A 25746-nucleotide genomic window follows, 5' to 3' on the forward strand; every position below is an offset into this window, starting at 1 on the left:
GTCATTGCAGGCGGATGGGTGGGGCCGAGGCGTTGCTCTTGGCGGACTTGTCCGGTTGGGTGTCCTCCACGACCACGGCATCGCCCGCCTTCAGCTCGCCCTCGACCACTACGCTGAACTTGCCATCCGAGGCGCCCACCAGCAGCGGGATCTGCTTGAGCTTCTCAGCGTCCAGCACATAGACGCTGCCGCGCAATGTGCCGGGCTGTACCGGCAAGCCTTTCTTCTGCGCGCCGTTCTTGCGGTTGGCGCGTTCGGCCCCTTCCGGGCGGAAGCGCAGCGCGGCATTCGGCACTTTCAACACTTCCGTCTTTTCGGCGGTGACGACACCGACGTAGGCCGTCATGCCCGGCAGCAGCAGGCTGTCCGGGTTGTCTACGTCGATCACCACGTTGTAGGTCACCACGTTCTGCTGGGTGGTCGGGTTCAGGCGGACCTGCCGCACCAGCCCCTTGAACTGGCGGCCAGGGAAGGCATCGACGGTGAAGCTGGCTGGCTGCCCGGCGCGGATGTTGCCGATGTCGGCTTCGGCGAAACTGGAGTTGATCTGCATCTTGGACAAGTCCTGCGCGATCTGGAACAGCACCGGAGCTTGGAACGAGGCGGCGACCGTCTGCCCCACGTCGATCTGGCGCGACACCACTACGCCGGACACCGGCGAGCGGATCTGTGTGTAGCCCAGATTGGTGCGGTCGCGTGCGGCCTGGGCCTCGGTCAGCGTGAGCTGGGCACGCGCGGCCTTCAGCGCCTGCACGGCGGTCTCCAGCTCCTGTCGGCTGGCGTATTCCTGCGCGTACAGGCTGCGGATGCGCGCCTCGTTGGCCTGTGCCAGGTCCAGACTGGCGCGTGCGGAGGCGACGCTGGCCGCGCTCTGTTGCGCCTGCGCCTGCACCAACGCCGGGTCGAGTTCGAGCAGGACTTGACCCGCCGTGACGTGATCGTTGAAGTCAGCGTGCAGGCTTTTGACGATGCCGGAGACCTGGCTGCCGACGCTGACCAGCGTCACCGGATTCAGCGTGCCGTTGGCCGACACCGTCTGCGTCAGCGCGCCGCGCTCGACGGCTTCGGTCAGATAACGCGGGTTGGGTGAGGATGATCTGGGCAGCAGCCAGACGGCGGCGGCAACGATGCCGAGCACGGTGCTGGCGAGCAATATCTTTTTGACGGTGGGGGAAAGGGGCACGGTCACCTCAGTGGATCAAAGTCGTTTGCGTCAGGTCGAGTTCGCCTATGGCCTGGGCCAGGGCGAAGCGGCTGGCGAGGAAGTTGTAGCGCGCGGTGATGCGCTGCTGGCGCGCGCTGGCGAGTGTGGATTGCGCGGTGAGCACGTCGAGCAGGTTGCCCAGTCCGGCCTTGTAGCGCCCCAGCGTCATACGCTCGGATTGCTCGGCTGAGGCGACCAGGTCATCGGCCATGCGCAGTGCCTGACTGCCGGTCAGCAAGGACTGGTAGGCTTTCCATACGTCCAGCGCGATCTGGTTGGCGAGGCGGTCGCGGTCGGCGATGCGGCTTTCCACTTGCGCCTCGGCGGCGCGGGTCTGGTAGGTGGTGCGCATGCCGGTGAACAGCGGGATGTTGAGCGATACGCCGATGCTGTTGCCGCGAGTATCCGGGGTGCCCGAGTTCGCATTGCGCGACGTGGTGGCATTCAGGTTGACGCTGGGGCGGCCACTGGCACGTGCAGCCTCCACTTGCGCCTCGGCGGCCTTGATCTGCGCTTCGGCGGCAACCAGGTCGGGACGCTGTCGGCGTGCCTCGGCGATGAGCTGACCGATGGCCTGCTCGACCTGCGGGTCCGGGGACAGATCTGCATCTTCGGCCAGGTTCAGCGGCTGATCGGCATCGAACCCCATCAGGTTGGCGAGGGTGCCAGCCGCCGTGGCCGCATTGCCTTCCGCCGTGATGCGGTTGAGCGTGGCTTGCGACAGGGCGGTCTGCGCCTGCATGCGGTCGGCGGGGGTCGCGCTGCCGCTCAGATAGCGCGCCTGGGCGGCGGTCAGACTCTCCTGTGCAGCAGCCTCGGCGGTGCGGGTCGCCGCGACGGAGGCACGCGCCGAGCGCAGGGAGAAATAGGCTTGCGCCGTGCTCAGCCACAGGGATTGCAGGCTGGCATCGCGTGTCGCGTTGGCGGCGATCAGCAGCTGTTGCGCGTTCTCCAGGTTGGCGGCACGGCCCCCGAAATCCAGCAGCAGATAACTCGCGGTCAGTCCGACACTCTGTCCGTGGTTGGTGGTGGTCGGAGCGATGCCGCTCTGCGACTGGTTGCGCGTGGCATTGGCGCTGGCGGAGAGCGTGGGCAGATAGTTGGACAGATTGACTCCGAGCTGTGCTGCCTGCGCCCGCGAGTTGGCCCACAGCCCATGCGTCTGGGGGTTGTGGCACAGGGCGAGATCGACGACATCCTGCAAGGCGAGCGGGCGCTGGATGCGTGCGCTGTCACAGGCGCTTGCTTCCGCTCGGCGCGTCGTCCCGGTGGACAGCGGATCGGCGAAATCCCAGGCGAGCGCCATCGCCGAGTGGCACAAGGTCAGAGCGGCAAACAGGAGGCGAGGACTCATGAAGGCGGCTGGCGCGTCAGCGTATCTCGATGGTGCCGGACACGCGCACCGTCACCGGCGTGGTTCCGGCGGCGAACTCGGGTGCGGGCATGCCCGCATCGGCAGCGCTGCGCAGCAACGACATCGGCATCACGCCCAGGTTGCCGCCATCGTCGATGACCAGATGGCGCACCGTGTAATCCTGCGCGCTCATGGCCCCGGTGACGACTTGGGCGCGTTTGCGGAACGCCTCCATGGCTTCGACTATCAAGCCGTCGCGGGCGAGCTGGCGGGTGGCGGGGGCCAGGCTGAAACTGATCCCGGTGAGTTGCAGGCTGTCCTGCAACTGGGCGATGAGTTGGGCGGCGGCCTGGAAATCCTTGCTTTCCAGCCGCAGGTCGGCATGGCCGCGCCAGCCCGTGAGTTGCCCGTTCTTGCCGTACACCGGCAGGGTGAACTGGTTGCCGCTGCTAACCAATACCGACGGGAATGTACGCGCCAGGCGCAGGCCGGAATCGAGTGTGCCGGAGAGGCGGCTGGCGACCTGGGCGGGGTCGCGTTCGGTCAGTTCCACGCTGAGTTGCGCCGACATCAAATCATTGCTGACCTCGCGACTGGCTTCGCAACCGAAGTCGACCGACGGGTGGTCTGCGGCCCAGACAGGTGCGGCGGGGATGAGTGCAAACAGTAGCGGCAGGCTGGCTATCAGTCCGCGCCGATGCGGGCGGTGGCACGGCGGGCGCGTAGGGATGGTGTGCTGTTCCATGTGTCGTGCCAGGACCTAGAGCGAACGCCGGGACACCCGGCGCGCGCCGTTATAGCGCGCGCGCCAATAGCCGACGTTGAGGTTTTCGATGCGTATGCTGCTGCCGATCCGGGGGGCGTGGATGAACTGCGATTCGCCCAGATAGATGCCGACGTGGGAGAACGGTTTGCTGGTGGTCTTGAAGAACACCAGATCGCCGGGAGTCAGGTGGTGGAGTTCGATGTGGTCGCCTAGGCTGGACATCTCCCGGCTGGTGCGTGGCAGTTTCATGCCCAGCGAGTGGTCGAACACGTGTTGCACGAAACCGCTGCAATCGAAACCGTCCGCCGGGGCCTCACCACCGGGCCGGTACGGCGTACCGTCCAGGCTCATGGCGTAGAACGTCATGTCGTTGATGGCCGGGTCGCCGCTCTGCAGCGAGCCGCCCTCTTTCGGAGGCGAGCTGGTACAGGCGCTGACCAGCATGAGCATGAGCAGGGGCAGGAGTTTCTTCATGGGCGGGAATTTACGGTAGAGTGGCGGACGTGTAAAGCGGATGGTAGGGACATGAACAGGATGGCGGCGATTTGGATGTGTCTGGTGTGCGCAGGGACGCTGTGGGCGAGCATTGCTCTTGCCGAGGTGGCCGTGCTCCCCTTGCAACATCGCTCGGTGGACGAGGTCCTGCCGGTGTTGCGTCCGTTGCTGGAGCCGGATGGCGCGGCGACCGGCATGAACAACCAGCTCATCCTGCGCGGTTCACCTGCCGCTCTGGCCGAGATACGCGCGCTGTTGCCGAGTCTGGACGTGCCGCTGCGGCGCTTGCGCATCACCGTGTTGCAGGATGTGGATGAGACGACGGTCAACCGCCTGCGCGGGCTGTCCGGCACTGTCGGGGTCGGGCCGCATGCGCGGATGGCTGTGGCGGACGTGGCCGGCAACGGTGGTCTGGTGGTCGAGGCCGGACGGGGCAGTGACCGGTTGCGCGGGCGGATGCAGGATGGGCAGACGCAGCTGGAGGATCACAAGTCGCAGCAGGTGATGGTGGTCGAGGGTGGTCGGGCGCTGGTGCGTATCGGACAAGCGCAGCCCGTGACCGTGCGGCAGCAGGTGCTGACGGTACAAGGTCAGGTGCAGACCGTGGAGACGACGCAGTACCGGGAAGCGAACAGCGGGTTCTATGTGCAGCCGCGTCTGGCGGGCGAACAGGTGACGCTGGAGGTGACGGCGCAGAACGACTCGCCCGCATCGGCAGAGGGCGGTTATGCGCGACAGCGGCAGGTCTCGACCACGGTCACCGGGCGTTTGGGAGTCTGGCTGGTGCTGGGCGACCTGGCGCAGCAGTCCTCTGGCCGCAGCCGTGTGGTGGGCGGTGGGACTGATTCGAGCGGGACGGAGTCCAATCGGGTGTTGCTGAAAGTGGATGAGGTGCGCTGAGCGCAGTTCAGAGCATGGAGTAACGCTTGAGGCCCGCTGCATCGACAACTTCGATCTGCTCCCGCCCCAGTCTGACCCAGCCCTGGTCGGCAAACTGCTTGAGCAGACGGCTGACCATCTCGCGCACGCTGCCGAGTTCGTCGGCCAGTTGCTGGTGGGTGGTACGCAAAGGGTTGGGCTTGGTGAGCAGGAGTGCGGCCAGGCGCTGATCCAGTTTCTGGAAGGCGACCGCCGAGACCAGTTGCATCATGTCGGTGAGGCGCTCCGAGAACAGGCCGAAGATGTAGTCGCGGAACGGCTCGAAGCTGGATACGAGGCGGCGGAAGACCGGGGCGGGCAGCACCACCATCTCCACATCGTGCTCGACTTCGCCGCGTGCCTGATAGCGGGTGTGGCCCATCAGGCAACTGCTGGTGAGGATGCAACTCTCGCCGGGATCGACCCGATACAGCTGCAACTCGCGGCCATGCGGCGAGGCCTTGATGACGCGCACATTGCCGGACAGGATCAGCGGAAAACCCTGGCAGGGCTGGTTCTCGTCGAACACTACGGTGCCGGCGGGCAGTCTCAGTAGCTGCGCACCAGCGGACAGCGATCCCAGCAGGTCGGCAGGCAGTTCACCCAGCATCGGGTAGTTGGCCAGCAGGCGGGTCTGGGTTGCTGCATCCAGCATGGCTCAGGCTTCCGGGCGCATGTGCGGGAACAGGATCACGTCGCGGATGCTGGCGGCATCGGTCAGCAGCATCACCAGCCGGTCGATGCCTATGCCTTCGCCTGCGGTCGGCGGCAGGCCATATTCCAGTGCGCGGATATAGTCGCCATCCTTGAACATCGCTTCTTCGTCACCCGCATCCTTGGCCGCGACCTGCGCGTCGAAACGCGCTTCCTGATCTTCCGGGTCGTTCAGCTCGGAGAAGCCGTTGGCGATCTCGCGCCCGACGATGAATAGCTCGAAGCGTTCGGTGATGCCGGGCTGTTTGTCGGAGGCACGCGCCAGTGGCGAAACTTCGACCGGGTAATCGACGATGAAGGTCGGCTCGAACAGCAGGTGTTCCGACAGCTCCTCGAACAGCGAGAGTTGCAGGCCGCCGATGCCGTCCTCCGGTTTGTGCTTGGCTTTCAGGTCTTGCAACTGGGACAGCAGGAACTCACGGTCGCCGAGCTGTGCGTCGCTGAACTGCGGGTGATACTTCTGGATGGCCTGGGTGATGGTCAGGCGGTGGAATGGTCGACCGAGGTCGAGTTCGCGTCCCTGATAGCTGAGGACGGTGGTGCCCAGCACCTTGCGCGCCACTTCGCGGAACAGGTTCTCGGTGAAGTCCATCATGTACTTGTAATCGCGATAGGCTTCATAGAACTCGATCATGGTGAACTCGGGGTTGTGGCGTGTCGACAGCCCCTCGTTGCGGAAGTTGCGGTTGATCTCGAACACCTTCTCGAAACCGCCGACGACCAGGCGCTTGAGGTACAGCTCGGGTGCGATACGCAGATAGAGTTGCATATCGAGCGCGTTGTGGTGTGTGGTGAAGGGCTTGGCCGAAGCACCGCCGGGTATGGTGTGCATCATCGGTGTCTCGACTTCGAGGTAGTCGTGACGGATGAAGAACTCGCGGATGGCCTGGATCACCTTGCTGCGGATCATGAAGGTCTTGCGCGTGTCTTCGTTGGTGATGAGGTCGACGTAGCGCTGGCGGTACTTTTGCTCCTGATCAGTCAGGCCGTGGAACTTTTCCGGCAGGGGTTGTAGAGACTTGGTCAGCAGGCGCAGGCGGGTGACACGCACCGATAATTCGCCGGTCTTGGTCTTGAATAGCACCCCCTCGGCACCCAGGATGTCACCCAGGTCATAGTGCTTGAACGCAGCATGGGCATCTTCGCCGGTATCGTTGTTGCTGATGAACAACTGCATGCGCCCGCTCATATCCTGGATGGTGGCAAAGCTGGCCTTGCCCATCACGCGCTTGAGCATCATGCGGCCAGCGATGCTGACCTTGATCTGGTTTGCTTCCAGCTCGTCATGGCTGCTCTCGCCGTATTCCGAGTGCAGCGTATCGGCGTAATGTTGACGGTCGAAGTCGTTGGGGTAGGCCAATCCAGCCGAACGCAGTGCGGCGAGTTTGGTGCGGCGCTCGGCGATGATCTGGTTGGCATCCTGGGTGGTCGATGGGGTGGTCGTTGTGTTCATGCGGACTTTCATTAATAACGAGCATCAGGCTCGGTCAGCGTGCATCCGTAATCCATGGGCGATGCAAAACGGGGCGATTATACACTTGAGCAAAGTGCTGGCGCGCAGAGGCGATGCTGCGAGAAAAAGAATCCCCATAACCTCCCGTATTTGCTTGACCGTGGACGGGGCGCTTGATATAAAGTGCATCGGGTTCAAGTTCGATTTGACTAACTGAGCAAAAGGGGGGCATGTGAGTAATAAATCTGATTTGGTAGATGCAATCGCAACATCCGCTGATATTTCCAAGGCTGCTGCTGGCCGTGCATTGGATGCCGTCGTTGCGGCGATCAAGGGATCTCTGGCCAAGGGTGAAGAAGTCAGCCTGGTTGGTTTCGGTACGTTTTACGTCGGCGAGCGCGCTGCCCGTAGTGGCCGCAACCCGCGTACAGGCGCTTCCATCGACATCAAGGCTGCCAAGACCCCGAAATTTAGGGCTGGCAAAGGCCTGAAGGATGCTGTAAACTAGCGGACTCGTTGGGTGCTTAGCTCAGCTGGTAGAGCACCGCCCTTACAAGGCGATGGTCGGCGGTTCGATCCCGTCAGCACCCACCAGAGTTTCAAAGGTTTTTGGAGTGGTAGTTCAGTTGGTTAGAATACCGGCCTGTCACGCCGGGGGTCGCGGGTTCGAGTCCCGTCCACTCCGCCAAACAAAGGCGAACGAAAGTTCGCCTTTTTTCATGTTGTTCACACTTTCCTTCGAGTAGGCCGTTATGTTCGATTTCGTGCATGAAAAGCGTCGTCTGGTTCAAATCGTTTTGGGATTGATCGTATTGCCGTTCGCCTTCTGGGGCGTGGACTCTTACCGCAAATCCGGCGGGGACGAGTACCTTGCCAAGGTCGATGGCATCAAGGTCACTCCGCAAGAGTTCGATAATGTCCTGCGCCAACAGCAAGGCCGGATGCGGGAGATGGCGGGCGGCAACGTCGATCCGGCCATGTTCGATACGGTTGAAGTCAAACAGTCCGTGCTGGAAGGGCTCATCAATCAGAAGATGTTGCTCAAGCGGGCCGAGTCTGCTGGCTTGGCGGTGACGGACGAGCAGTTGGCTCAGGTGATCGCTGGCATTCCCGCGTTCAGTACGGATGGGAAGTTCGATCAGAAGCGCTACGAATCGCTGCTGGCCTCGCAGAACATGACTCCCATGGTGTTCGAGGCGCGAGTGCGTGAGGAGTTGAGCGTGCGCCAACTGACCGATCCTTACACGCAAAGCGGCTACGCTTCTTCCGCCGCTGCAGACAATCTGATCCGTCTGGCCGAGCAGGAGCGCATCATCAGCGTCGCGGCTGTGTCGCCTGCCGCGTATCAGGCGCAGGTCAAGGTAGACGATGCGGCGGTGAAGTCTTATTTCGATCAGCATCAGAGCGAGTTCCAGATGCCTGAGCAGGTGCGTGTCGAATTCCTCGCTTTTTCGGATGGAGCGCTGCAATCGCAAGTCGCGGTGGCAGAGGCCGAGATCAAGCAATACTACGACGAGCACCAGAGCGAGTTCGGTACGCCCGAACAGCGTCAGGCGGCGCACATCCTGATCAGCGCCTCGGCGCAGTCGAGTGCGGCTGAGAAGAGTGCGGCCAAAGCCAAGGCCGAGGCCATCCTGGCTCAGGTGAAGCAAACTCCGGCCAAGTTCGCCGAGTTGGCCAAACAGAATTCGCAGGACCCAGGCTCCGCCGCAAATGGCGGCGATCTGGGCGCGTTCGGGCGCGGTGCCATGGTCAAGCCCTTTGAGGATGCGGCCTTCGCGCTCAAGGTTGGCGAGATCAGCGGCCTGGTCCAGTCCGATTTTGGCTATCACATCATCAAGCTGCTGGCGATCAAGCCCTCTCACACGGCCACTCTGGCCGAAGTCAAGGGTGCGATCGAGATGAAGCTGCGCCAACAGAAGGCCGGCGAAAAGTTCGCCGAGCTGGCCGAGAAGTTCAGCAATGCCGTGTACGAGCAGAGCGATAGCCTTAAGGCGGCTGCCGACCTGGTCAAGTTGCCGGTGCAGCAGAGCGGCTGGCTGGTGAAAGGGCAGGCCGTTGCTCCCTGGACGGACAAGGTGCTGCAAGCTGTGTTCAGTGATGATGTGCTGAAGAACAAGCGCAACACGACGGCGATCGAGATCGCCCCCAACACCTTGCTGGCGGCGCGCCTGCTGGAGCATAAGCCTGCCAGCGTGCGCCCCTTGGCTGAAGTGGCTTCGGTCATCCGTCAGAAGCTCCAGTTCCAGCAAGCGATGGACCTGGCCAACAAGCAGGGCAAGGAGAGCCTGGCCCAGCTGCAACAAGGCGGGAAGCCTGCGGTCAACTGGCAGGCGACCCAGGCGGTGACGCGCGCGCGTCATCCGGGGCTGGAGGGCGATCTGGCACGCCAGTTGTTCCGTGCCGACACAAGCAAGCTGCCGCTCTATCTGGGGGCCGAGACCCCGCAAGGCTACGTCCTGCTGCGCCTCGAAGCGGTCAAGGAAGTAGCGCAGGTCGAAGATGCCAAGCGTACGGCTTACATGCAGCAATTGCGTCAGTTCAGCGGCGAAGAGTTGATGCGTGCCTATCTGGCCGATGCCCGCAAGCATGCCGATGTCAGCATCAAGCCGTTTTCTGAAGAAAAGAAGTAGAGTTTTTTCATGACCGTCGGTAGAATGCGCGCCGGTCAAGGGAGTGGTAGTTCAGTTGGTTAGAATACCGGCCTGTCACGCCGGGGGTCGCGGGTTCGAGTCCCGTCCACTCCGCCAATAAAGAAAGGGGCGAATCGCAAGATTCGCCCCTTTTCCATACCCGCCTTCCGAGCGCTATTCTTCGCTGGTACCCAGCGCGGTGGTGTTGAAGCCGCCATCCACATAAGTGATCTCGCCGGTCACGCCGCTGGCCAGGTCGCTGCACAGGAAGGCGGCGACGTTGCCGACCTCCTCGATAGTGATGTTGCGCCGCAGCGGCGCACACTTCTCGTTGTAGGTGAGCAGCTTGTTGAAGTCGGCGATACCTGCCGCCGCCAAGGTGCGGATTGGGCCGGCGGACACGCCGTTGACGCGGATGCCGCGCGGGCCGAGGTTCACGGCCAGGTAACGCACGCTGGATTCCAGACTGGCCTTGGCCAGCCCCATCACGTTGTAATGCGGCATGGTGCGCACCGCGCCGAGGTAACTCAAGGTGAGCAGCGCAGCGCGGCCGCTCAGGTAGGGCAGAGCAGCCTTGGCCAGCGCCGGAAAGCTGTAGGCGCTGATGTCATGGGCGATGCGGAACGCTTCGCGGCTGAGGCCATCGAGGAACTCGCCCGCCAGCGCTTCCTTGGGGGCAAAGGCGATGGAATGGACGAAACCGTCGAAGGTGTCCCAATGCGCGCTCAGGTCGATGAACAGTTGCTCGATCTGCTCGTCACTGCCGACATCGCAGGCGAACACCCGCTCGCTATCGAACTCCTTGGCCAAGGCGAGCACACGCTCACGGATGCGTTCGCCCTGATAGGTGAAAGCCAGCTCCGCCCCTTCGCGGTGCATCGCTTGAGCTACGCCATAAGCGATGGAACGGTTGCTGACCATGCCAGTGACCAGAATGCGTTTACCTGCGAGGAATCCCATGATGTTGTAGGCGTGTAAAGACAGTGCGCGATTATAAGGCAAAGCCTGCGGCGGGTATCCGGTCGGCGTTGCGGTGTAGAGCGTCAGTTGTCAGGGCAATGTCGCGGCGAACTGGTTCCGGGGTCAGGTCTTGCATCCAAGCATTTCCCATGCTAGCCTTTTCGCATGGCGCGTCCCCTTAGAATCGAATTGGCCGGTGGGCTTTATCATGTGACCTCACGCGGCGATAGGCGCGAGGATATTTTCCTCGATGAGGCTGATCGCCTTGCTTGGCTTGAATTGTTCGGCCAGGTGTGTCGGCGCTTCAACTGGGTGTGCCATGCTTGGTGCCTGATGGATAACCATTTCCACATCGTCGTGGAAACGGTCGAGGGTAATCTGGCGCAAGGTATGCGCCAACTTAACGGCGTTTACACGCAAACCTTCAACCGCACTCATGGCCGGGTCGGTCATGTATTTCAGGGGCGCTACAAGGCGGTCATGGTTGAGAAGGATAGTTACCTGCTGGAACTGGCTCGCTATGTGGTGCTTAATCCGCTGCGGGCGTGCATGGTGAAAGAGGTTGCCGCTTGGCCGTGGAGTTCGTATGCGGCGATGACGGGTACGCAGCCCGCGCCAGCATGGTTGCAGACCGATTGGATACTCGGGCAATTTTCTTCCCAGCGCCCTCGTGCGATCATCCAATATATTGACTTTGTCCGAGCAGGCGTTGGGCTTGCGAGTGTTTGGGAGCAACTGGAAGGCCAGATTTATCTCGGCTCGGAAGCGTTCATCAAACGTATGCAGCAAATAGCCGACACGGCGACAATCGGCGAGATACCACGCGCGCAACGCCGACCACCCGCGAAGCCGTTAACCCACTACCAAGATAAACACCGTGATGCAAAAGCAGCCATGGTTGCCGCCTATGCCACAGGTGACTATACAATGCAGGAAATCGCGGATCACTTCGGCGTACATTACGCCACGGTCAGCAGGGCAGTTAAATTGAGGAGGGATGCGTGAATGCAAGACCTGACCCCATTTCACATTTTCATTTCACAGTTGCAGCAAGGGTGACTGCTGACATGCTCTGGCAGAACCCCCTTCAGGGTAAGAGATAATCCGGAGTTATTGATGAGGAAAGTTATCCAATATATGTTGCTGCTAATTGTGCCTGTGGCTTCTGCATCTTGCTCAAATTATGGAATACCATATGGTCAGCTGGGCTCTGCCGTTCAGAGGGAAGAGAAGTTTTTATATGGTCGCCCCGGGGTATTTGTATACTTCATGTATTTACCAAGTCCTGAGTTGAAAGGTGTAACAACACAGGAAAAAAATATAAAGAGGGCGCAATACATCAAGGAGAAATTTAGACAAGCCCCGAGTATTGCCCCACCTGGGTGTCTTGGCGAGATTGAAGTAATTGGCTGGGGTGATTCTCAGGGTGGGAATTCAAATGCCAGCTTTCGCTGCCTTCCATAATGGCAAGGAAGGTGATAATAGAGAATGCACCAAGGTATTCTGATGTTTTATGAGCTACTGATTCCATGCTCACCCTAACCGCCCACCACCCCAGCCAAGGCATCGTCCGCCTGAACTTCGATGCACCCAGCGTCGAAGAAGCGGTACGCCTCGCCGAATCCCAAGGCTACCGGGTGGTGTCATCGGGCGGATTTGCTCTGCCGTCCCTCCGCATCACCCGCCCTAAACGCTTCCCGCTCACTATGTTCAGTCAGGAACTGCCGTCGCGGCTGCTGATGCAGTGGGGCAAGTATTTCGAGGCGCACGGCAGCGCGCAGTAGACTCGTCGAGGTTCTTTTATGTCTGAAACTCGGGCTGGAGCAAGGTTTTGATCCAATTCTTTTGCGCGGCTTGTTTTCGTTGCTGCTCCAGCTTTTGCCGAATGTGCGGGGCAGCCTCGGCATGACTCATCACATGTTCAACTGATATCGCGTCGCAGCGCAGCAGATGGAAGCCGAGCTCGGATTCCAGCACGGTGCTGACTTCCCCCGCATTCAGCTCAAATAGTGCTTGATCCAGTTCGGGGAAAAGTTTGCCGCGCGGCAAGTCACCTAGCTTGCCTCCCTCCAGCGCGGTCGGACATTCGGAGTGTTTCAGTGCCTGTTCTTCGAAGCGCTGCGGCTCTTTCGCAAGCCGCGCGGCTATTTCTTCGATCCGTTTGCGTGCCGCTTCGCGCGTATTTTCGGCGATGGTTTCATTGATGGTGATCAGGATGTGGCGTGCCAGCCGGGTTTCCGGGCGACGGAAACGCTGGGGGTGATAGAGGTAATACAGTTCGATGTCGGTATCACTGACTTTGGCGGCCCCACTCGCCACCTTCTCCAGAATGGCTTCGACGCGCAACTCACGTTCCAGCGCGGTGGAAAAACTGGACTCGTCCAGGCCATTGCGAGCCAGATCGCTGGAGAACTCATCATCGCTGGCGTAGCGACCACGAATCTCTGCCATTGCGGCATCCCGAGTCACCGGGGGCACCATCGCATCGCGCGCTTCGGGGGTGGCCAATACACGCGCTTCGAGTGCGTGTTGTTGGTGTGCCATACGTTCTACGCGCGCCAGTTCATTGGGCGGCAAGGCGGCCAGCTCCTTACCGTACAGCTTTTGGGCCGCTTTGAACGCCAGATAGGCGACAGCAGGTTCGGTGAGTTGTGGCATCACGGCTCCTTATCCTCAAAAACGTGCGTTGCTTCCAGCGCAGACTCGGGGACTTGCAATACCTGATCGCGGAAGATCACCTGATATTGCACGCCGTGCTCCTCGTCACGCAGTACCTTGAGCACCTCTCCTTCAACACCCGGTGTGACGCGTACCTCACCACGCACCGCCAATGTGATCCGGCTGCGCACCTTTTCGCGGCTTTCAAATTTGCTGGGTATCCAAAGCTCATCGATGCTGATGAGCTCTTCTTCGCGACAGCCTACGATGCGTTGCAGCTCCAGAAAATTGACGGTGTAGATCAACTGGTCTTGCAGAAAGGTGCCGACATTCATGACGAAACCCGTGGAGCCACGCCGCACCAGCAACTGTCCCGGCGGCATACCTGGATAGGTGCCATCGTTGCGCACGTTGCGCACGATGCGAACCTCGTCACCGAATTCGTATTTAGGCAGCATCTTGCTTATTCACTGTGATCGCTGAAAGCGGCACGAACTTGGTTTGCGGTTCGTGCATGTGGAATACCTTGAACACCTTTTCGGTCAGGGCATCGGATGTCACGAAATCTTGGTAGGCTTGCTGCAAGGCCGTGACATAGACCAAGCGACGCGCAGACTCCAGTTCCGGCAACACCGATTTGCTGATGTAGTCGTGGAAGCGTTGCAAGATGTGCAGGCGATTCACCTGCACGATGGATGGTTCGTACTTGATGCCGAAATAGTCCAGAAAATCCTCGGCAGATACCAGCTCATCCAGCGCTTCATTCAGGGTTAGCTCGTCCATTTCTCACTTCCTTTCTATAGTCCCATTATCGACGGTTGACTGGTACAGCACGTCCAGCAATGCTTTGCCTCCCATGCGGTCATGACTGTCCAGTGCTACCAGTTTCTCCAGCATGGCTTGCCCGATGGCAAGATTCCCAAGGCGCAAATGAAGATAGCCGGTCGCTTTGAGCACCAGCAGGTAGAAGCGCACCAGCCCCATCGAGCGGAGTACCCCCGCACCCACATTGGTTTCGCACAAGTACTCCCACGAGGATGGAAACTCCAGGCGGGTGCCAGCGACTGCCAAGGTGCTTTCCGCCACCAGCAAGGCATCTTCCAAACGATGCTGGTAGAAGTAATAGCGGTACAAGGCGACCAGCACGGTCAGGTGATTGGGGGCCATGAAGCTGGCCTTCAGCAGTAAGCTCTCCGCCTGTTCATGGCCGTAATTGACGGCAGCCAACACGATCAGATCACTGATTTCCGGTGCCAAAGGTTCGTCGAAATACAGTTCGGCTTGTTCAAAATCGAGCAGGTCCATCGTCATTCTTTCCTGAGTTTGCGTGCCACTTCCGTACCACAGAGATCGTCCGCCTCACACGTGCGGCATTGCCCCTCCACGGCATCACCGTGCTTGCGCAATTGACCTTCCAGCACTTCGATGCGCTCCATCAGGCAGGCGATGGCGCGGCCCACCGGGTCGGGGATCAGGTGATGGTCGAGGTTGATGCCGTAGATGTTGTCTGCGTCGGCCTCTTCGGTGCGCAGCACGATCTTGGCCGGGATGCCGACCACCGTGCGGTGTGCGGGCACATCCTTCACCACCACCGAATTGGCACCCACGCGCACGTTGTCGCCCAGGGTGATCGCACCAAGGATCTTCGCCCCTGCGCCGATCACCACGCCGTCGCCCAAGGTGGGATGACGCTTGCCACGGTTCCAGGTGGTGCCGCCCAAGGTCACGCCATGATACAGCGTCACGTCGTTGCCGATCTCGGCGGTCTCGCCGATGACGACACACGCGCCGTGGTCGATGAAGAAACGGCGGCCTATCGTCGCGCCGGGATGAATGTCGATGTTGGTGAGCAGCCGCGCGAACCAGGACAACCAGCGTGCCGGATAGCGCAAGCCCGTCCGCCACAGCCGGTGTGCCAGCCGTTGTAACAAAATGGCGTGCACGCCGGGGTAAGTGGTCAGCACCTCGAAGGTGGAGCGCGCGGCCGGGTCGCGCTGGAATACGCAGCGTACGTCTTCGCGCAACAAGGTGAACAGGCCGATCCGTTGCGGCACGCCGCTTTCAGCGACCATCTGAGCCACACTGGGCAGAGCCTTTTCCATGTCCATCCCCTAGTGCGCCGCGCCCGGCATACTGCGCCCGATATAACGCTGATACATGAACAGCAGTTCCTGATCGGCGGGCGAGCGTTTGGCGCGTTCGGCAAAGTTGCGGATGTCGGGCAGCAGCGCGCGGGCTTCGGCCTGACTCAGGTTGAGCCCCATGGTGGCGTAGGCGGCGATCACACCGTGCGTGCCGGAATGTTTGCCTAGCACCAGCTTGCGGCTGCGTCCCACTTCGCCGGGATCGAAGCCCTGATAGGTGTCCGGGTCTTTCAGCAGTCCATCGACGTGGATGCCCGCCTCGTGGGTGAACACGCCTTCGCCGACTAAACTTTTCTGCCAGCCCACCGGACGGCCAGAGGCGGCAGCCACCGCCTGCGACAGCGCCGGAAAGTGCGTCAGGTCGAGGCCAGTGTCGAAGTTGTAGAGCTTCTTCAAGCCCAGCGCAACCTCTTCCAGTGGCGCATTGCCCGCGCGCTCACCCAGGCCATTGACCGTCGTGTTGAGGTGCGTTGCCCCGGCCAGCGCGGCGGCCAGACTGTTGGCAGTGGCCAGCCCGAGATCGTCGTGGGCGTGCATCTCGATCTCGATGTCCACCTCGGCGCGCAGGGCTGAAATGAGTTTGTGTACGCCGAACGGCTCCATCACGCCCAAGGTGTCGGCGATGCGGAGACGCTGCGCCCCCGCCGCCTGCGCCGCCTCAGCGACGCGCAGCAAAAATTCAGGATCGGCGCGGGATGCGTCCTCGCAACCGACGATGATGCCCATGCCTTGCTCGCTGGCAAAGGGCACGAGGTCAAAGATCGTCTCCAGCACCCAGTCGCGGTCGTGCCCCAGCTTTTTCGTCAGATGGATGTCCGACACCGGGATGGAGAGATCGAGCAGGTGCACATCCACCAGCTCCGCCGCCAGAATGTCCGCCTTGCACATGCGACACCAGGCGACCAGCCTGGCATTCAGATCGAGCGAGGCGACCGCGTTGATGCTGTCGCGTTCTGCTTCGCCCATTGCCGGGATGCCGACTTCCAGCTCAGGCACGCCCAGCGCATCGAGCTGGCGTGCGATGTCCAGCTTCTCTTCCAGCGTGAACGCCACCCCGGCGGTCTGCTCGCCGTCGCGCAGGGTGGTGTCGTCGATGGTGATGGTTCTGCTCATTTCATTCAGCCTAGCCGGATAGAGCGCCCCTCATCCCCAGCCCTTCCCCCGGCGGGGGAAGGGAGCTCGAAGCCCCTCTCCCACCGGGAGAGGGGTTGGGGTGAGGGTACGCTCTTGATGATGGCAACGATCTTCATGCGTAAGTCGGCGCGAACGCCTTGTCCGGCTCGGCCTTGGGCTTGTCGCCATCCCAGTACGGTGACAGCTTGCGCAGCTGGGCGATGATCTCCGGCACCACGGCGATGACGCGATCCACTTCCGCTTCGGTGCTGTAGCGCGACAACGAGAAGCGCACCGTGCCGTGGGCGGCGGTGTAAGGGATGCCCATCGCGCGCATCACGTGCGACGGCTCCAACGAACCGGAAGTGCAGGCCGAACCCGAACTGGCGGCAATGCCGAACTTGTTGAGTAGCAGCAAAATGGCCTCGCCCTCGATGTATTCAAACGCGATGTTGCTGGTATTCGGCAGGCGATCATCGGGATTGCCTGTCACAAAGGAGCTGGGGACTTTCGCCAGAATGCCTGCCTCCAGCTTGTCGCGCAGGCGCTTCACCTCGGTGTTCTCGAAGGCCATCGCTTCCAGCGCCATCTCGGCCGCTTTGCCCAGGCCGACGATGGACGTGGTGTTTTCGGTACCGGCACGGCGACCGCGTTCCTGATGGCCACCGCGCAGCAGCGGACGGAAGCGCACACCGCGCTTCAGGTACAGCACACCCACGCCCTTGGGCGCATGCAGCTTGTGGCCAGACACGGAAAGCATGTCGATCTTGGTGTCTTTTAAATTCAGCGGCACTTTGCCCACGGCTTGCACCGCGTCGGTATGGAACATCGCACCGGCGGCATGCGCCAGCTCGGCCATCTCGACCACGGGGAAGAAGGTGCCGGTCTCGTTGTTCGCCCACATCACCGAGACGACAGCGACTTGGTCAGTCAGCAGCTTCTTGTATTCGTCCAGGTTGAGGCGGCCTTTGCCATCGACCTGGAGGTAATGCACTTTGTAGCCTTCTTTCTCAAGGTAGGCGCACAACGTCAGAATGGCCGGGTGCTCGACGGTGGTGGTGATGATCTCCTTGCGTTCGGGCTGCGCCTTCAAGGCAGACAGGATGGCGGTGGAATCCGACTCCGTCCCGCAGGAGGTGAAGATGATCTCGGAGTCATGTTCAGCGCCCAGCAATTCCTGCACCTGCATGCGTGCCTTCTTGATGGCGAGCCCGACCTTGTTGCCGAAGCTGTGCATCGACGAAGGGTTGCCGAACTGCTCGGTGAAATACGGCAGCATGGCTTCCACCACCGCTTCATCGACGCGGGTAGTGGCATTGTTGTCGAAATAGATGCCTTCCATTTGATGCTCCTTCTCTGGCGTAGGGTGGGCACGTTTTTTGTGCCCACGCGTTACCGAAATATTTGTCTCAACCGCGTGGGCAACAAGTTGCCCACCCTACATAATTGTTACGGCTGGCAGCTGGCGCGGCTCAGCGCCCCGGCCTTGGTTGGCACGATCTTGATGAACTCTTTCAGTTCTTCCATCAGCTTCTGCTGGATGCCTTGCAGCGTCAGCGCTTCCATCTGGCAACCCGCGCAAGCACCGGTCATGCTGACGTAGATGGTCTTGCCGTCTACATCCAGCAGTTCGATGTCGCCGCCGTCGCGCTTGAGTTGCGGGCGCACCGATTCCAGCACGGCTTCGATCTTCTTGATGCGTTGCAGATTGGTCATGCCAGCGGGTGGGGCTTCTTCCTTGGCGGGTGTGCCGGGCTTGAAGCTGTCGCCGCGCTCGGCCATCACCTTCACCAGAATTTCTTCGATGCCTTCGTGGCAGGATGAGCAGCCGCCGCCCGCCTTGGTGTAGTTGGTCACGTCCTGAACTGACGACAGATTGTTGGCGCGGATGGTGTCTTCGATCAGCACGGCATCGATAGCGAAGCACTTGCACACCAGCGCACCTTCTTCGTGATCGTCGCTCCACACTTCGCCGCGATAGTTGGCAACGGCGGCTTGCAGCGCTTCGCGTCCCATCACCGAGCAGTGCATCTTCTCGGGCGGCAGGCCGTCGAGGTAATCGGCGATGTCCTGATTGCTCACTTTCAAAGCTTCGTCCAGCGTTTTGCCTTTAATCATCTCGGTGAGCGCGGAGGAAGAGGCGATGGCCGAGCCGCAGCCGAAGGTCTGGAAATGCGCATCGAGGATGATGTCGGTCTCCGGCTCGACCTTGAGCATCAGGCGCAGCGCGTCGCCGCAGGAGATGGAGCCGACATCGCCGACGCCGTTGGCATCTTCCAATGGGCCTGCGTTGCGCGGCTCAAAAAAGTGCTCTTTAACCTTGTCCGAGTAATCCCACATGATGAACTCCTTAAGCTGAAAAAGACGAACCGCACGCGCAGCTGGAGCTGGCATTCGGATTTTCGAACTTGAAACCGCTACCGCTCAGGCTTTCGACGAAGTCGATGGTGACACCTTCCAGCAAGGGGGCGGACAGTGGGTCGACCAGTAATGTGACTGCACCGAACTCAAGTACGGTGTCATCTTCCTGCTTGGCTTGCTCCAGGGACATGCCGTACTGAAAGCCGGAACAGCCGCCACCCGAAATGGCAATACGCAGTCCTGCAATCGGATCGGTCGTACCCTTGATGAATTTTTCCACGGCGGAAAGTGCGTTGGGGGTCAAGTTAATCATGCTCAAGCTCCTAATCAGGTTGGTGTGCTTGTTACTTTGCAAGCACTGTGCCATCTGGGGGATGTTTCTATCTGAATGATTATCAATGGAAATAAATATCACCCCTGCTCAACTCGGGTGTATGGAACTTGACGGGGAGGTGGAGTTGTCGCATTTGCAACAAGTGCGACTGCGACAAAACCTTCAGAGTCTCTGTTGCGTTGCGTTGCGTTGCGTGGTGGTCTTGCCTTGCGGCAAATCATCCGCAGAACTGGCGTGTAGTGAACCTGGTTGGGCGCGAAGCCCATCATGCATCGCCAAAGACTAAGGCTGGACGTGGACACGTCTGTCTGTGATCCAAATGCCTTCCTGATCTTCCTCGATTTCGATCGAAGTGAGTCGCTCCCCATTGCAGATCGAGCTGATCGATGCGCCCGTCAGTGGTTCATACACGATGCCATGCATGGAGCAGCGCAAAAATTGCCCGGTCTCATCGAAGATGACATTGCTCTCGCAATCCAGTTTGCGCGGCATGTGCACACAGAGATTGTGATACGCAATGCAGCGCCCTTGGTGTCTGAATATAAACATGGGAATCAACTCACCCGCATAGATGACATTCAAGTGCAGGGGACTATGCTCTGGAAATTGTTCGCTTGGACCGACCCAAACGCGTTCTTTACGTGATGCCGGTGCGTCAATCAACGCTGAGTTCTGCATGGGATGGAGGCGAGGGAAGTTGGAATAAGGAATTGGCCTGTGCTTCGCAGGCGCGACGAACCTGCGTATCCAAAGTCTTTAGCCAGGCATCGGGGATCGACTCCAATCCATAAAGTGCTCCTGCCAGCATTCCAGCGATGGCACCAGTGGTGTCTGCATCCCCCCCGCGATTCACTACGTCAATCAGGCAAGCGCGGAAATCATCCGTATCGAAAAAGCTTTGAAACACAGCCTGTATCGTATCGACGATGTATCCGCTGGGATTCTGACTTTGGCGCACGGCGCGGAATTTGAATTCGGCGTGGCGGGCGGCGAGCGGATGGGCATGGTGATGCAGCAGGTCATTTTTGCTGGCACCGCGCAAAGCATCCTGCACCATGAAAATCAGGCATTCGCAGGCAGCATCGGACAGCGCTGAGTGATGGGTGACGTGCGCCTGTGCGCGGCTGGCGGCGCGCACCGCGTCTTCACTTTGGCCGAAGGTGGCGAGCGCCACGGGCAATAAGCGCATCGCCGCGCCGTTGCCCGCATCGTGGTCGGAGTAGGGTGCTGCCGGGGTGCCGGTCTTGCGGAATTGCAGCAAGTTGCGGCGCACGGTGTTGCCGATGTCCACCGGCTTGGCGCGCATCCAGGCATCGAACGCCTGCGCGACCGCGAGGGCATCGACCTTGCCCTGTTGCAGGATGGACTCGCCCAAGGCCAGTGCCATCGTCGTATCGTCAGTGACCTGCCCTGGCTTGAGATGCAGCCAGCCGCCACCGATGAGGTGTTGATGCACGCCATATTTCGCGCTGATCTCGCGCGGGGTCATGAATTCCACCGTCGACCCTAAAGCATCGCCGATGGCGAGGCCGAGATAGGCGGCAACGGCGCGGTCAGCAGGGTTGGGATCGGCTACTCTTCCGGTCCGAAGCATGTCAGATAGTCGGTGCAATATTCACAACTGGGTGCGCGGCACGCATTGATGCCTTCCCGCTCACAGAGTTGTTTATACAGGAACTTCTTCCATTTCATGTCGTGCACGTTGCGTGCGGCCAAGGCCGGAAAGTTGTCGTTCATCAAGCGGCTGAGGTGGTCGCGCGACCACAGGCCGAGGTCTTGCCACAGGTGGTCACTGGCCATGCAGGCGGTGGTGACGATGTGCGCCATCCAGAGTTCGGAAGCGTCGCGTCCGGCGCGTTCGTCGAGCAGCAGTTGCAGCACGTCATCGCGCTCACTGGCGCGTGCATCGTGGGCAGACTCGCCGCACGGCACTTCCCACTCGATGCCGGGAAAGTGGCGCGCCAGCAAGGCGGCGAACGCGTGCCCATCCAGCCCGAGGCCGGGCGGCAGTGCGCCGACTTTGGCGAGCTGGCTCGTGATCATCTGCGCAAACAGCACGTCATTCGGCAAGCCGACAGCGTGTGCCATCAGCTCGTTGTAAAGAGGGTGACCCAGCACGCCCACGTTCCGAGCGGGGGCGGAATCCAATGGGGGGGGATGTGCTTGGGTCATGGTCTGGCCTGCTTATTTGCTGGGATACTCGATCAGCAAGTCTTCGTCGCGCAGCACCATCTGGCATGCCAGACGCCATTCGGTGGTGATGACATCGTTGACCTTCATCGCTTCGATCTGAGCCGCCGTGATCTTGCCCGACTGCTTGAGTACGCTGATCTCGCGGTCGGTGAGCGGGCCGGCCATCGGGCCCTTGTTGGACAGATTGGTGACTTTGACCAGGCAGGTCGAACATTCGCCGTTCTCGCAGCCGAAGTCGATGGGGATATGGTTCTCTTTCGCTAAGTTCAGCACGGTCTTGGTATGGCTGCCAGCCACGGCATACACCGTTTTGTCTTTGTGCAGCGGGCTGGAAAATGTGATGTTAGGCATGACTTGATTCCTCTGTTAGTGGTTGATGACTCAGGCTTTGACGATGATGTCGCCGCCCAATACTTGTGCCTGACAGGCGAGCCGGTGATTGCGCCCGGCCATGTTCTCTTGCAGCACCTGGTCTTCCAGCACCGAGCGTTCGCTCATGTGCTCCATGCCGGAAACGATACGCATCATGCAGGTGCCGCATTCGCCTTCGCGACAGCCGTAGGTGATGCTGGCGCCGACCTTTTCGGAGATCTCGATCAAGCGGGTACGCTCACTGTGTATGGTCGTCGAGTCGTGGGCGCGTATCGCCGTCTGGAGCAGGAGCGGGAACAAGTGCTCAAAACGTTAAGCCGCATCATGGATGACTTCGATGAGTATTACCATTTAATCAGGAGATTCGATATGAAGACGAGTGCGCGTAATCAGTTTTTGGGTTCGGTGAAAAGCATCAAGCTGGGGCAGATCAATGCCGAGGTGATCGTGGACATCGGCGGTGGAGACAGTATTGCAGCCGTCATCACCAATGAGAGCGTGGAGCATCTGGCGCTGAAGGAAGGGGCGGAGGTGTACGCGATGGTGAAAGCGCCGTGGGTGATCGTGACCACCTCGGACGGCTTCAAGACCAGCGCCCGCAACGAGTTGCACGGTACGGTGGTGCGCTGTCAGGAAGGTGCGGTGAACGGCGAGGTCATCATCGAGCTGGCAGGCGGCAAGAGCGTGGCGGCGGTGGTGACCAACGACAGCATCCGCTCGCTGGGGCTGGCCGAAGGCGTGAAAGCCTGCGCCCTCATCAAGGCATCCCACGTGATTCTGGCCGTCAACGCTTAAGGAGAATCCCATGAAGAGTTCCATGACCAAACTCGTTGCCGGTCTGCTGTTGAGCGCACTGGCACAGCTCGCCCAGGCGGGCGAAGTGAATGCTGCCGTGGCGGCCAATTTCCAGAAGCCTATGGAAGAGATCGCGGCGGCCTTCCAGAAGGATACCGGCCACACCGTCAAACTCTCCTTCGGCTCCAGCGGCAAGTTCTACGCGCAGATCAAGGAAGGCGCGCCGTTCGACTTGTTCCTCGCCGCTGATGTGAAGTACCCGAAACTGCTGGAAGAGGAAGGCTGGGCCTTGAAGGACACGCGCTTCGTCTACGCGCTGGGCAAGCTGGTGTTGTGGAGCGCACAGCCGGGTTTGGTGGATAGCAAGGGCGCGGTGCTGGCCAAGGGTAAGTTCAACAAGGTCTCTTATGCCGACCCCAAGCTGGCGCCCTATGGCCTGGCCGCGCAAGAGACACTGCAAAAGATGAAACTGTGGGATAGCATCCAGTCCAAGATGGTTACCGGCGACAGCATCGGCCAAGCCTACCAGTTCATCGCCAGCGGCAATGCCGAGCTGGGATTCATCGCGTTGTCGCAGATCACCAAGGACGGCAAGGTGAGCGAAGGTTCTTACTGGCTGGTGTCGCCGGAGTTGTATAACCCGATCGAGCAGAGCGCCACCTTGCTGACTAAGGCCAAGGATAATGATGCGGCCAAGGCACTGCTGGCGTATCTGAGGGGCAACAAGAAGGCGCTGGCGGTGATCGAGAAGTTTGGTTACGGGTTGAAGTAAGCGTAATAGAAATACCCCGTCATTCCGGCGTAGGCCGGAATCCAGCAAGATAAAAATGCATTTTGTTTTGAATCACTGGATTCCGGCCTGCGCCGGAATGACGAAGCTACGGAGTGAATCAATAAATGGAAAGTGGTTTGTCCCCCTCAGACCTGCAAGCCGTCTGGCTCACGCTCAAGCTGGCCAGCGTTACGACGCTGATCCTGCTGGGCATCGCCACGCCGCTGGCATGGTGGCTGGCGCACTCGACGCGCGGGTACAAGGGCATCGTCGCGGCCTGCGTGGCTTTGCCGCTGGTCATCCCGCCTTCGGTGCTGGGCTTCTACCTGCTGGTGTTGATGGGACCGCACGGCCCGGTCGGTGCGCTGATGACGGCGCTGGGGATGCAGCGCCTGCCGTTCACCTTCGCCGGGCTGGTGGTGGGCTCGGTGTTGTTCTCCCTGCCGTTCGCGGTGCAGCCCATCCAGAATGCCTTTGAGGCGATAGGCCGCCGCCCGCTCGAAGTGGCGGCCACCTTGCGTGCCAACGCTTGGGATCGCTTCTTCAGCGTCGCTTTGCCGCTGGCGCGTCCCGGCTTCCTCACCGCCTGCATCCTCGCTTTTGCGCATACCGTGGGCGAATTCGGCGTGGTGCTGATGCTGGGCGGCAACATCCCCGGCGAGACGCGCGTGCTGTCGGTCGCCATCTACAACCACGTCGAAGCGGTGGAATACGGCGCGGCACATTGGCTGGCGGGCGGCATGGTGCTGTTCTCGTTTTTGGTGTTGCTCGGCCTGTATCGGGTGGGCGGCAATTGGGCGAAAGGTGCGCGATGAGCGAGATCTACGCCCGCTTCCAGTTGCCGCGTGACGACTTCGCGCTGAATGCCGAGTTCAGCGCGCCCGCGCGCGGCATCACCGCGCTGTTCGGCCCCTCCGGTTGCGGCAAGACGACGTTGTTGCGCTGCATCGCCGGGCTGGAGCGCGCGCAAGGTTCGTTGCACATAGCCGAAGCGACTTGGCAGGATGCCAAGACTTTCGTTCCCACCCATCAGCGTCCGCTAGGCTATGTTTTCCAGGAGGCCAGCCTGTTTCCGCACTTGTCGGTACGCGCCAATCTGGAATACGGCTATCGACGCATCCCGCCTGCCGAACGGCGGGTGGCGCTGGAGCAGGTCATCGACTGGCTGGGGCTGGCGCACCTCGTCGAACGCCGCGATCCGGCGCAGCTCTCCGGCGGCGAACGCCAGCGCGTCGCCATCGGTCGCGCCTTGCTCACCAGCCCGAGATTGCTGCTGATGGACGAGCCGCTTTCTGCGCTCGACTCCATCAGCAAGCAGGAGATATTGCCGTATCTGGAGCAGCTGCACCGCGAGCTGGAGATCCCGGTGTTCTACGTCAGCCACGCGCTGGATGAGGTCGCCCGTCTGGCCGACCATCTGGTGCTGCTGGAACAGGGGCGCGTGCTGGCCAGCGGCGCACTGCACGCAGTGTTGGCCCGGCTCGACCTGCCCATCGCCCACTTCGACGATGCCGGTGCGGTGATCGAAACCGTGATCGCCGAACACGACCCACGCTACCACCTCACCCGGCTGGAGATGGCGGGCGGCTCGCTGTGGGTGAGCCTGCTCGACCAGCCTCTAGGCCACGCCGTGCGCGCCCGCGTCCTTGCCCGCGATGTCAGCCTCGCCACCCGGATGCCGCACGATTCCAGCATCAGCAACCTGCTCACCGCGCGCATTCTGGAACTACGCGACGACGGCGCGGACAAGGTCAACGTCTTGCTGGCCGTGGGCGACTCGCAACGCCTGCTGTCGCGCATCACCCGCCGCTCGCGCGATCTGCTGGCGCTGGAAGTGGGCATGAGCGTGGTCGCGCAGGTGAAGAGCGTGGCCTTGATGTAGGTCGGGATTCATCCCGACTAGCGGACTCAATTTTGCCATGACCACTCCCTCACCCTGCCCTCTCCCGGAGGGAGAGGGTGCGAGGTCTCGCTGCGCGAATTTCACGCTAAAGATGTCGGACTGAAGTCCGACCTACGGATGATATGAACATCGATTTTGCTACTGAAGACGATATACCCCAGCTCGCCGACTTGCTCGCCGAGTTGTTCACCCTTGAAAGCGATTTTCAGCCCGAGCGCGACAAGCAACTGCGCGGCCTGCGTCTGATCCTAGACAACCCGGCGCTGGGGCGCTTGTTCGTGTTGCGCGTCGAGGGCGCGGTGGTGGGCATGGCCAACGCCCTCATCACCGTCAGCACGGCGGAGGGCGGGCGCGTGCTGCTGCTGGAAGACGTGATCGTCAGCCGCGCCCATCGCGGCAACGGTTTGGGGCAGCAGTTGGTTAGGCATGTGCTGGCGTGGGCTAGCGACGCAGGTATGTTGCGTGTGACGCTGCTGACTGACAGTGATAACCGACCCGCCCTGAATCTATATTCGCGACTCGGTTTCTGCCTTTCCAATATGCGGGTGTTACGCAGGTCGCTGGAGTAGCTGCAGCGAATTACCGGATGGTTCCTGTTGGCTTT

The 25746-nt window shown here is 60.8% G+C and carries 32 protein-coding genes and 3 tRNA genes; 14 read left to right on the forward strand and 21 right to left on the reverse strand.

The window, feature by feature from the left end:
• Window position 1 precedes the first annotated feature (1 nt).
• Genes DM08_RS00545 through DM08_RS00560 form a run of 4 tightly spaced genes read right to left on the reverse strand, consistent with a single transcriptional unit; the run spans window position 2 to window position 3798 of the window.
• Entirely contained in the window at window positions 2-1183 is a 1182-nt protein-coding gene (locus tag DM08_RS00545) for an efflux RND transporter periplasmic adaptor subunit (RefSeq protein WP_035383008.1), read from the reverse strand.
• A 7-nt stretch (window positions 1184-1190) separates the two neighbouring features.
• Window positions 1191-2558 carry a TolC family protein gene (locus tag DM08_RS00550; RefSeq protein ID WP_035382659.1) on the reverse strand — a complete coding sequence of 456 codons (1368 nt, stop codon included), beginning with the start codon at window positions 2556-2558 and terminating at the stop codon, window positions 1191-1193.
• Window positions 2559-2574: 16 nt separating this feature from the next.
• Window positions 2575-3303: an SIMPL domain-containing protein gene (locus tag DM08_RS00555; protein ID WP_035382661.1), complete on the reverse strand. Its 729-nt coding sequence runs from the start codon at window positions 3301-3303 to the stop codon at window positions 2575-2577.
• A gap of 15 nt (window positions 3304-3318) precedes the next feature.
• Window positions 3319-3798 (reverse strand): C40 family peptidase, encoded by a 480-nt coding sequence (locus tag DM08_RS00560; RefSeq protein ID WP_035382663.1) that lies wholly within the window; start codon window positions 3796-3798, stop codon window positions 3319-3321.
• Window positions 3799-3858: 60 nt separating this feature from the next.
• Here DM08_RS00560 and DM08_RS00565 point away from each other — a divergent pair, with 60 nt between their 5' ends.
• Window positions 3859-4719 carry a secretin N-terminal domain-containing protein gene (locus DM08_RS00565; protein ID WP_035382665.1) on the forward strand — a complete coding sequence of 287 codons (861 nt, stop codon included), beginning with the start codon at window positions 3859-3861 and terminating at the stop codon, window positions 4717-4719.
• 7 nt (window positions 4720-4726) lie between these two features.
• Here the strand turns inward: DM08_RS00565 and DM08_RS00570 are convergent, their stop codons facing one another.
• On the reverse strand, window positions 4727-5392 hold the full coding sequence (locus DM08_RS00570) for a Crp/Fnr family transcriptional regulator (RefSeq protein WP_035382667.1): 666 nt from the start codon (window positions 5390-5392) through the stop codon (window positions 4727-4729).
• Window positions 5393-5395: 3 nt separating this feature from the next.
• Window positions 5396-6904, reverse strand: coding sequence for a lysine--tRNA ligase (gene lysS / locus DM08_RS00575; RefSeq protein ID WP_035382669.1), 1509 nt, complete (start codon window positions 6902-6904; stop codon window positions 5396-5398).
• 232 nt (window positions 6905-7136) lie between these two features.
• Here lysS and DM08_RS00585 point away from each other — a divergent pair, with 232 nt between their 5' ends.
• The 5 genes from DM08_RS00585 (at window position 7137) to DM08_RS00605 (ending at window position 9654) form a co-directional block, all read left to right on the forward strand.
• The gene (locus DM08_RS00585; protein WP_035382673.1) at window positions 7137-7412 is read left to right on the forward strand and encodes an HU family DNA-binding protein; all 276 of its coding nucleotides are present in this window, start codon (window positions 7137-7139) and stop codon (window positions 7410-7412) included.
• A gap of 10 nt (window positions 7413-7422) precedes the next feature.
• A tRNA-Val gene (locus DM08_RS00590) sits at window positions 7423-7498 on the forward strand.
• A 17-nt stretch (window positions 7499-7515) separates the two neighbouring features.
• A tRNA-Asp gene (locus DM08_RS00595) sits at window positions 7516-7592 on the forward strand.
• A 64-nt stretch (window positions 7593-7656) separates the two neighbouring features.
• Window positions 7657-9537 (forward strand): SurA N-terminal domain-containing protein, encoded by a 1881-nt coding sequence (locus DM08_RS00600; RefSeq protein ID WP_035382675.1) that lies wholly within the window; start codon window positions 7657-7659, stop codon window positions 9535-9537.
• 40 nt (window positions 9538-9577) lie between these two features.
• A tRNA-Asp gene (locus DM08_RS00605) sits at window positions 9578-9654 on the forward strand.
• A gap of 57 nt (window positions 9655-9711) precedes the next feature.
• On the opposite strand, the gene fabI is transcribed toward DM08_RS00605, so the two are convergent.
• The gene (gene fabI, locus DM08_RS00610) at window positions 9712-10497 is read right to left on the reverse strand and encodes an enoyl-ACP reductase FabI (RefSeq protein WP_035383009.1); all 786 of its coding nucleotides are present in this window, start codon (window positions 10495-10497) and stop codon (window positions 9712-9714) included.
• Between the two features lie 165 nt (window positions 10498-10662).
• On the opposite strand from fabI, the gene DM08_RS00615 reads away from it, so the two are divergent.
• The 3 genes from DM08_RS00615 (at window position 10663) to DM08_RS00620 (ending at window position 12281) form a co-directional block, all read left to right on the forward strand.
• Complete coding sequence (locus DM08_RS00615) at window positions 10663-11502, forward strand: REP-associated tyrosine transposase (RefSeq protein WP_035382677.1); 840 nt, start codon at window positions 10663-10665, stop codon at window positions 11500-11502.
• 111 nt (window positions 11503-11613) lie between these two features.
• A complete protein-coding gene (locus tag DM08_RS12755; RefSeq protein WP_152555744.1) occupies window positions 11614-11961 on the forward strand; it encodes a hypothetical protein in 348 nt (115 codons plus the stop codon).
• A gap of 65 nt (window positions 11962-12026) precedes the next feature.
• Window positions 12027-12281 (forward strand): hypothetical protein, encoded by a 255-nt coding sequence (locus tag DM08_RS00620; RefSeq protein ID WP_035382679.1) that lies wholly within the window; start codon window positions 12027-12029, stop codon window positions 12279-12281.
• A 16-nt stretch (window positions 12282-12297) separates the two neighbouring features.
• Here DM08_RS00620 and nifM read toward each other — a convergent pair whose 3' ends face one another.
• From nifM to DM08_RS12725, 14 genes are all read right to left on the reverse strand, one after another.
• Complete coding sequence (gene nifM, locus DM08_RS00625; RefSeq protein WP_035382681.1) at window positions 12298-13155, reverse strand: nitrogen fixation protein NifM; 858 nt, start codon at window positions 13153-13155, stop codon at window positions 12298-12300.
• On the reverse strand, window positions 13155-13613 hold the full coding sequence (locus tag DM08_RS00630; protein ID WP_035382683.1) for a nitrogen fixation protein NifZ: 459 nt from the start codon (window positions 13611-13613) through the stop codon (window positions 13155-13157). The genes nifM and DM08_RS00630 overlap by 1 nt, the downstream gene beginning before the upstream one ends.
• A complete protein-coding gene (locus DM08_RS00635; RefSeq protein ID WP_035382685.1) occupies window positions 13603-13938 on the reverse strand; it encodes a nitrogenase-stabilizing/protective protein NifW in 336 nt (111 codons plus the stop codon). Before DM08_RS00635 ends, DM08_RS00630 begins: the two co-directional genes overlap by 11 nt.
• A 3-nt stretch (window positions 13939-13941) precedes the next feature.
• Window positions 13942-14460 carry a hypothetical protein gene (locus tag DM08_RS00640; RefSeq protein WP_035382688.1) on the reverse strand — a complete coding sequence of 173 codons (519 nt, stop codon included), beginning with the start codon at window positions 14458-14460 and terminating at the stop codon, window positions 13942-13944.
• A 2-nt stretch (window positions 14461-14462) separates the two neighbouring features.
• Window positions 14463-15191, reverse strand: a complete 729-nt coding sequence (gene cysE / locus DM08_RS00645) for a serine O-acetyltransferase (RefSeq protein WP_237560190.1) — start codon at window positions 15189-15191, stop codon at window positions 14463-14465.
• Window positions 15192-15266: 75 nt separating this feature from the next.
• On the reverse strand, window positions 15267-16412 hold the full coding sequence (nifV, locus tag DM08_RS00650; protein ID WP_035382690.1) for a homocitrate synthase: 1146 nt from the start codon (window positions 16410-16412) through the stop codon (window positions 15267-15269).
• A gap of 133 nt (window positions 16413-16545) precedes the next feature.
• The gene (gene nifS, locus DM08_RS00655; RefSeq protein ID WP_035382692.1) at window positions 16546-17754 is read right to left on the reverse strand and encodes a cysteine desulfurase NifS; all 1209 of its coding nucleotides are present in this window, start codon (window positions 17752-17754) and stop codon (window positions 16546-16548) included.
• 107 nt (window positions 17755-17861) lie between these two features.
• Window positions 17862-18752, reverse strand: a complete 891-nt coding sequence (nifU, locus tag DM08_RS00660) for a Fe-S cluster assembly protein NifU (protein WP_035382693.1) — start codon at window positions 18750-18752, stop codon at window positions 17862-17864.
• A gap of 10 nt (window positions 18753-18762) precedes the next feature.
• Window positions 18763-19086 (reverse strand): HesB/IscA family protein, encoded by a 324-nt coding sequence (locus tag DM08_RS00665; RefSeq protein ID WP_035382694.1) that lies wholly within the window; start codon window positions 19084-19086, stop codon window positions 18763-18765.
• A 303-nt stretch (window positions 19087-19389) separates the two neighbouring features.
• Window positions 19390-19785 carry a Rieske (2Fe-2S) protein gene (locus DM08_RS00670; protein WP_051937691.1) on the reverse strand — a complete coding sequence of 132 codons (396 nt, stop codon included), beginning with the start codon at window positions 19783-19785 and terminating at the stop codon, window positions 19390-19392.
• Window positions 19763-20701: an ADP-ribosyl-[dinitrogen reductase] hydrolase gene (gene draG / locus DM08_RS00675; RefSeq protein WP_035382695.1), complete on the reverse strand. Its 939-nt coding sequence runs from the start codon at window positions 20699-20701 to the stop codon at window positions 19763-19765. The genes DM08_RS00670 and draG overlap by 23 nt, the downstream gene beginning before the upstream one ends.
• Complete coding sequence (locus tag DM08_RS00680) at window positions 20680-21279, reverse strand: nitrogen fixation protein NifQ (RefSeq protein WP_081908707.1); 600 nt, start codon at window positions 21277-21279, stop codon at window positions 20680-20682. The genes draG and DM08_RS00680 overlap by 22 nt, the downstream gene beginning before the upstream one ends.
• Before the next feature lie 12 nt (window positions 21280-21291).
• On the reverse strand, window positions 21292-21651 hold the full coding sequence (locus DM08_RS00685) for a 2Fe-2S iron-sulfur cluster-binding protein (RefSeq protein WP_035382697.1): 360 nt from the start codon (window positions 21649-21651) through the stop codon (window positions 21292-21294).
• 30 nt (window positions 21652-21681) lie between these two features.
• Window positions 21682-21972 (reverse strand): 2Fe-2S iron-sulfur cluster-binding protein, encoded by a 291-nt coding sequence (locus tag DM08_RS12725; protein ID WP_275451038.1) that lies wholly within the window; start codon window positions 21970-21972, stop codon window positions 21682-21684.
• A 69-nt stretch (window positions 21973-22041) separates the two neighbouring features.
• Here DM08_RS12725 and DM08_RS12445 point away from each other — a divergent pair, with 69 nt between their 5' ends.
• The 5 genes from DM08_RS12445 to DM08_RS00715 all read left to right on the forward strand — a co-directional run bounded on the left by DM08_RS12445 (window position 22042) and on the right by DM08_RS00715 (window position 25711).
• Window positions 22042-22467 carry a TOBE domain-containing protein gene (locus DM08_RS12445; RefSeq protein WP_035382698.1) on the forward strand — a complete coding sequence of 142 codons (426 nt, stop codon included), beginning with the start codon at window positions 22042-22044 and terminating at the stop codon, window positions 22465-22467.
• A 10-nt stretch (window positions 22468-22477) separates the two neighbouring features.
• A complete protein-coding gene (modA, locus tag DM08_RS00700; RefSeq protein WP_035382699.1) occupies window positions 22478-23239 on the forward strand; it encodes a molybdate ABC transporter substrate-binding protein in 762 nt (253 codons plus the stop codon).
• Between the two features lie 125 nt (window positions 23240-23364).
• Window positions 23365-24054, forward strand: a complete 690-nt coding sequence (gene modB / locus DM08_RS00705; RefSeq protein ID WP_035382700.1) for a molybdate ABC transporter permease subunit — start codon at window positions 23365-23367, stop codon at window positions 24052-24054.
• Window positions 24051-25121 (forward strand): molybdenum ABC transporter ATP-binding protein, encoded by a 1071-nt coding sequence (gene modC / locus DM08_RS00710; protein WP_035382701.1) that lies wholly within the window; start codon window positions 24051-24053, stop codon window positions 25119-25121. The genes modB and modC overlap by 4 nt, the downstream gene beginning before the upstream one ends.
• 143 nt (window positions 25122-25264) lie before the next feature.
• The gene (locus tag DM08_RS00715; protein WP_035382702.1) at window positions 25265-25711 is read left to right on the forward strand and encodes a GNAT family N-acetyltransferase; all 447 of its coding nucleotides are present in this window, start codon (window positions 25265-25267) and stop codon (window positions 25709-25711) included.
• Window positions 25712-25746 lie beyond the last annotated feature (35 nt).

Source organism: Ferriphaselus sp. R-1 (assembly GCF_000746095.1).
Classification (GTDB): domain Bacteria; phylum Pseudomonadota; class Gammaproteobacteria; order Burkholderiales; family Gallionellaceae; genus Ferriphaselus.

Bases quoted from the DNA above. Each gene is read 5' to 3' on its own strand.
- DM08_RS00550 (WP_035382659.1), bottom strand. From the start codon at position 2,558: ATGAGTCCTCGCCTCCTGTTTGCCGCTCTGACCTTGTGCCACTCGGCG.
- DM08_RS00555 (WP_035382661.1), bottom strand. From the start codon at position 3,303: ATGGAACAGCACACCATCCCTACGCGCCCGCCGTGCCACCGCCCGCAT.
- DM08_RS00560 (WP_035382663.1), bottom strand. From the start codon at position 3,798: ATGAAGAAACTCCTGCCCCTGCTCATGCTCATGCTGGTCAGCGCCTGT.
- DM08_RS00565 (WP_035382665.1), top strand. From the start codon at position 3,859: ATGGCGGCGATTTGGATGTGTCTGGTGTGCGCAGGGACGCTGTGGGCG.
- DM08_RS00570 (WP_035382667.1), bottom strand. From the start codon at position 5,392: ATGCTGGATGCAGCAACCCAGACCCGCCTGCTGGCCAACTACCCGATG.
- lysS (WP_035382669.1), bottom strand. From the start codon at position 6,904: ATGAACACAACGACCACCCCATCGACCACCCAGGATGCCAACCAGATC.
- DM08_RS00600 (WP_035382675.1), top strand. From the start codon at position 7,657: ATGTTCGATTTCGTGCATGAAAAGCGTCGTCTGGTTCAAATCGTTTTG.
- fabI (WP_035383009.1), bottom strand. From the start codon at position 10,497: ATGGGATTCCTCGCAGGTAAACGCATTCTGGTCACTGGCATGGTCAGC.
- DM08_RS00615 (WP_035382677.1), top strand. From the start codon at position 10,663: ATGGCGCGTCCCCTTAGAATCGAATTGGCCGGTGGGCTTTATCATGTG.
- DM08_RS12755 (WP_152555744.1), top strand. From the start codon at position 11,614: ATGAGGAAAGTTATCCAATATATGTTGCTGCTAATTGTGCCTGTGGCT.
- DM08_RS00620 (WP_035382679.1), top strand. From the start codon at position 12,027: ATGCTCACCCTAACCGCCCACCACCCCAGCCAAGGCATCGTCCGCCTG.
- nifM (WP_035382681.1), bottom strand. From the start codon at position 13,155: ATGCCACAACTCACCGAACCTGCTGTCGCCTATCTGGCGTTCAAAGCG.
- DM08_RS00630 (WP_035382683.1), bottom strand. From the start codon at position 13,613: ATGCTGCCTAAATACGAATTCGGTGACGAGGTTCGCATCGTGCGCAAC.
- DM08_RS00635 (WP_035382685.1), bottom strand. From the start codon at position 13,938: ATGGACGAGCTAACCCTGAATGAAGCGCTGGATGAGCTGGTATCTGCC.
- DM08_RS00640 (WP_035382688.1), bottom strand. From the start codon at position 14,460: ATGGACCTGCTCGATTTTGAACAAGCCGAACTGTATTTCGACGAACCT.
- nifV (WP_035382690.1), bottom strand. From the start codon at position 16,412: ATGAGCAGAACCATCACCATCGACGACACCACCCTGCGCGACGGCGAG.
- nifS (WP_035382692.1), bottom strand. From the start codon at position 17,754: ATGGAAGGCATCTATTTCGACAACAATGCCACTACCCGCGTCGATGAA.
- nifU (WP_035382693.1), bottom strand. From the start codon at position 18,752: ATGTGGGATTACTCGGACAAGGTTAAAGAGCACTTTTTTGAGCCGCGC.
- DM08_RS00665 (WP_035382694.1), bottom strand. From the start codon at position 19,086: ATGATTAACTTGACCCCCAACGCACTTTCCGCCGTGGAAAAATTCATC.
- DM08_RS00670 (WP_051937691.1), bottom strand. From the start codon at position 19,785: ATGCAGAACTCAGCGTTGATTGACGCACCGGCATCACGTAAAGAACGC.
- draG (WP_035382695.1), bottom strand. From the start codon at position 20,701: ATGCTTCGGACCGGAAGAGTAGCCGATCCCAACCCTGCTGACCGCGCC.
- DM08_RS00680 (WP_081908707.1), bottom strand. From the start codon at position 21,279: ATGACCCAAGCACATCCCCCCCCATTGGATTCCGCCCCCGCTCGGAAC.
- DM08_RS00685 (WP_035382697.1), bottom strand. From the start codon at position 21,651: ATGCCTAACATCACATTTTCCAGCCCGCTGCACAAAGACAAAACGGTG.
- DM08_RS12445 (WP_035382698.1), top strand. From the start codon at position 22,042: ATGAAGACGAGTGCGCGTAATCAGTTTTTGGGTTCGGTGAAAAGCATC.
- modA (WP_035382699.1), top strand. From the start codon at position 22,478: ATGAAGAGTTCCATGACCAAACTCGTTGCCGGTCTGCTGTTGAGCGCA.
- modB (WP_035382700.1), top strand. From the start codon at position 23,365: ATGGAAAGTGGTTTGTCCCCCTCAGACCTGCAAGCCGTCTGGCTCACG.
- modC (WP_035382701.1), top strand. From the start codon at position 24,051: ATGAGCGAGATCTACGCCCGCTTCCAGTTGCCGCGTGACGACTTCGCG.
- DM08_RS00715 (WP_035382702.1), top strand. From the start codon at position 25,265: ATGAACATCGATTTTGCTACTGAAGACGATATACCCCAGCTCGCCGAC.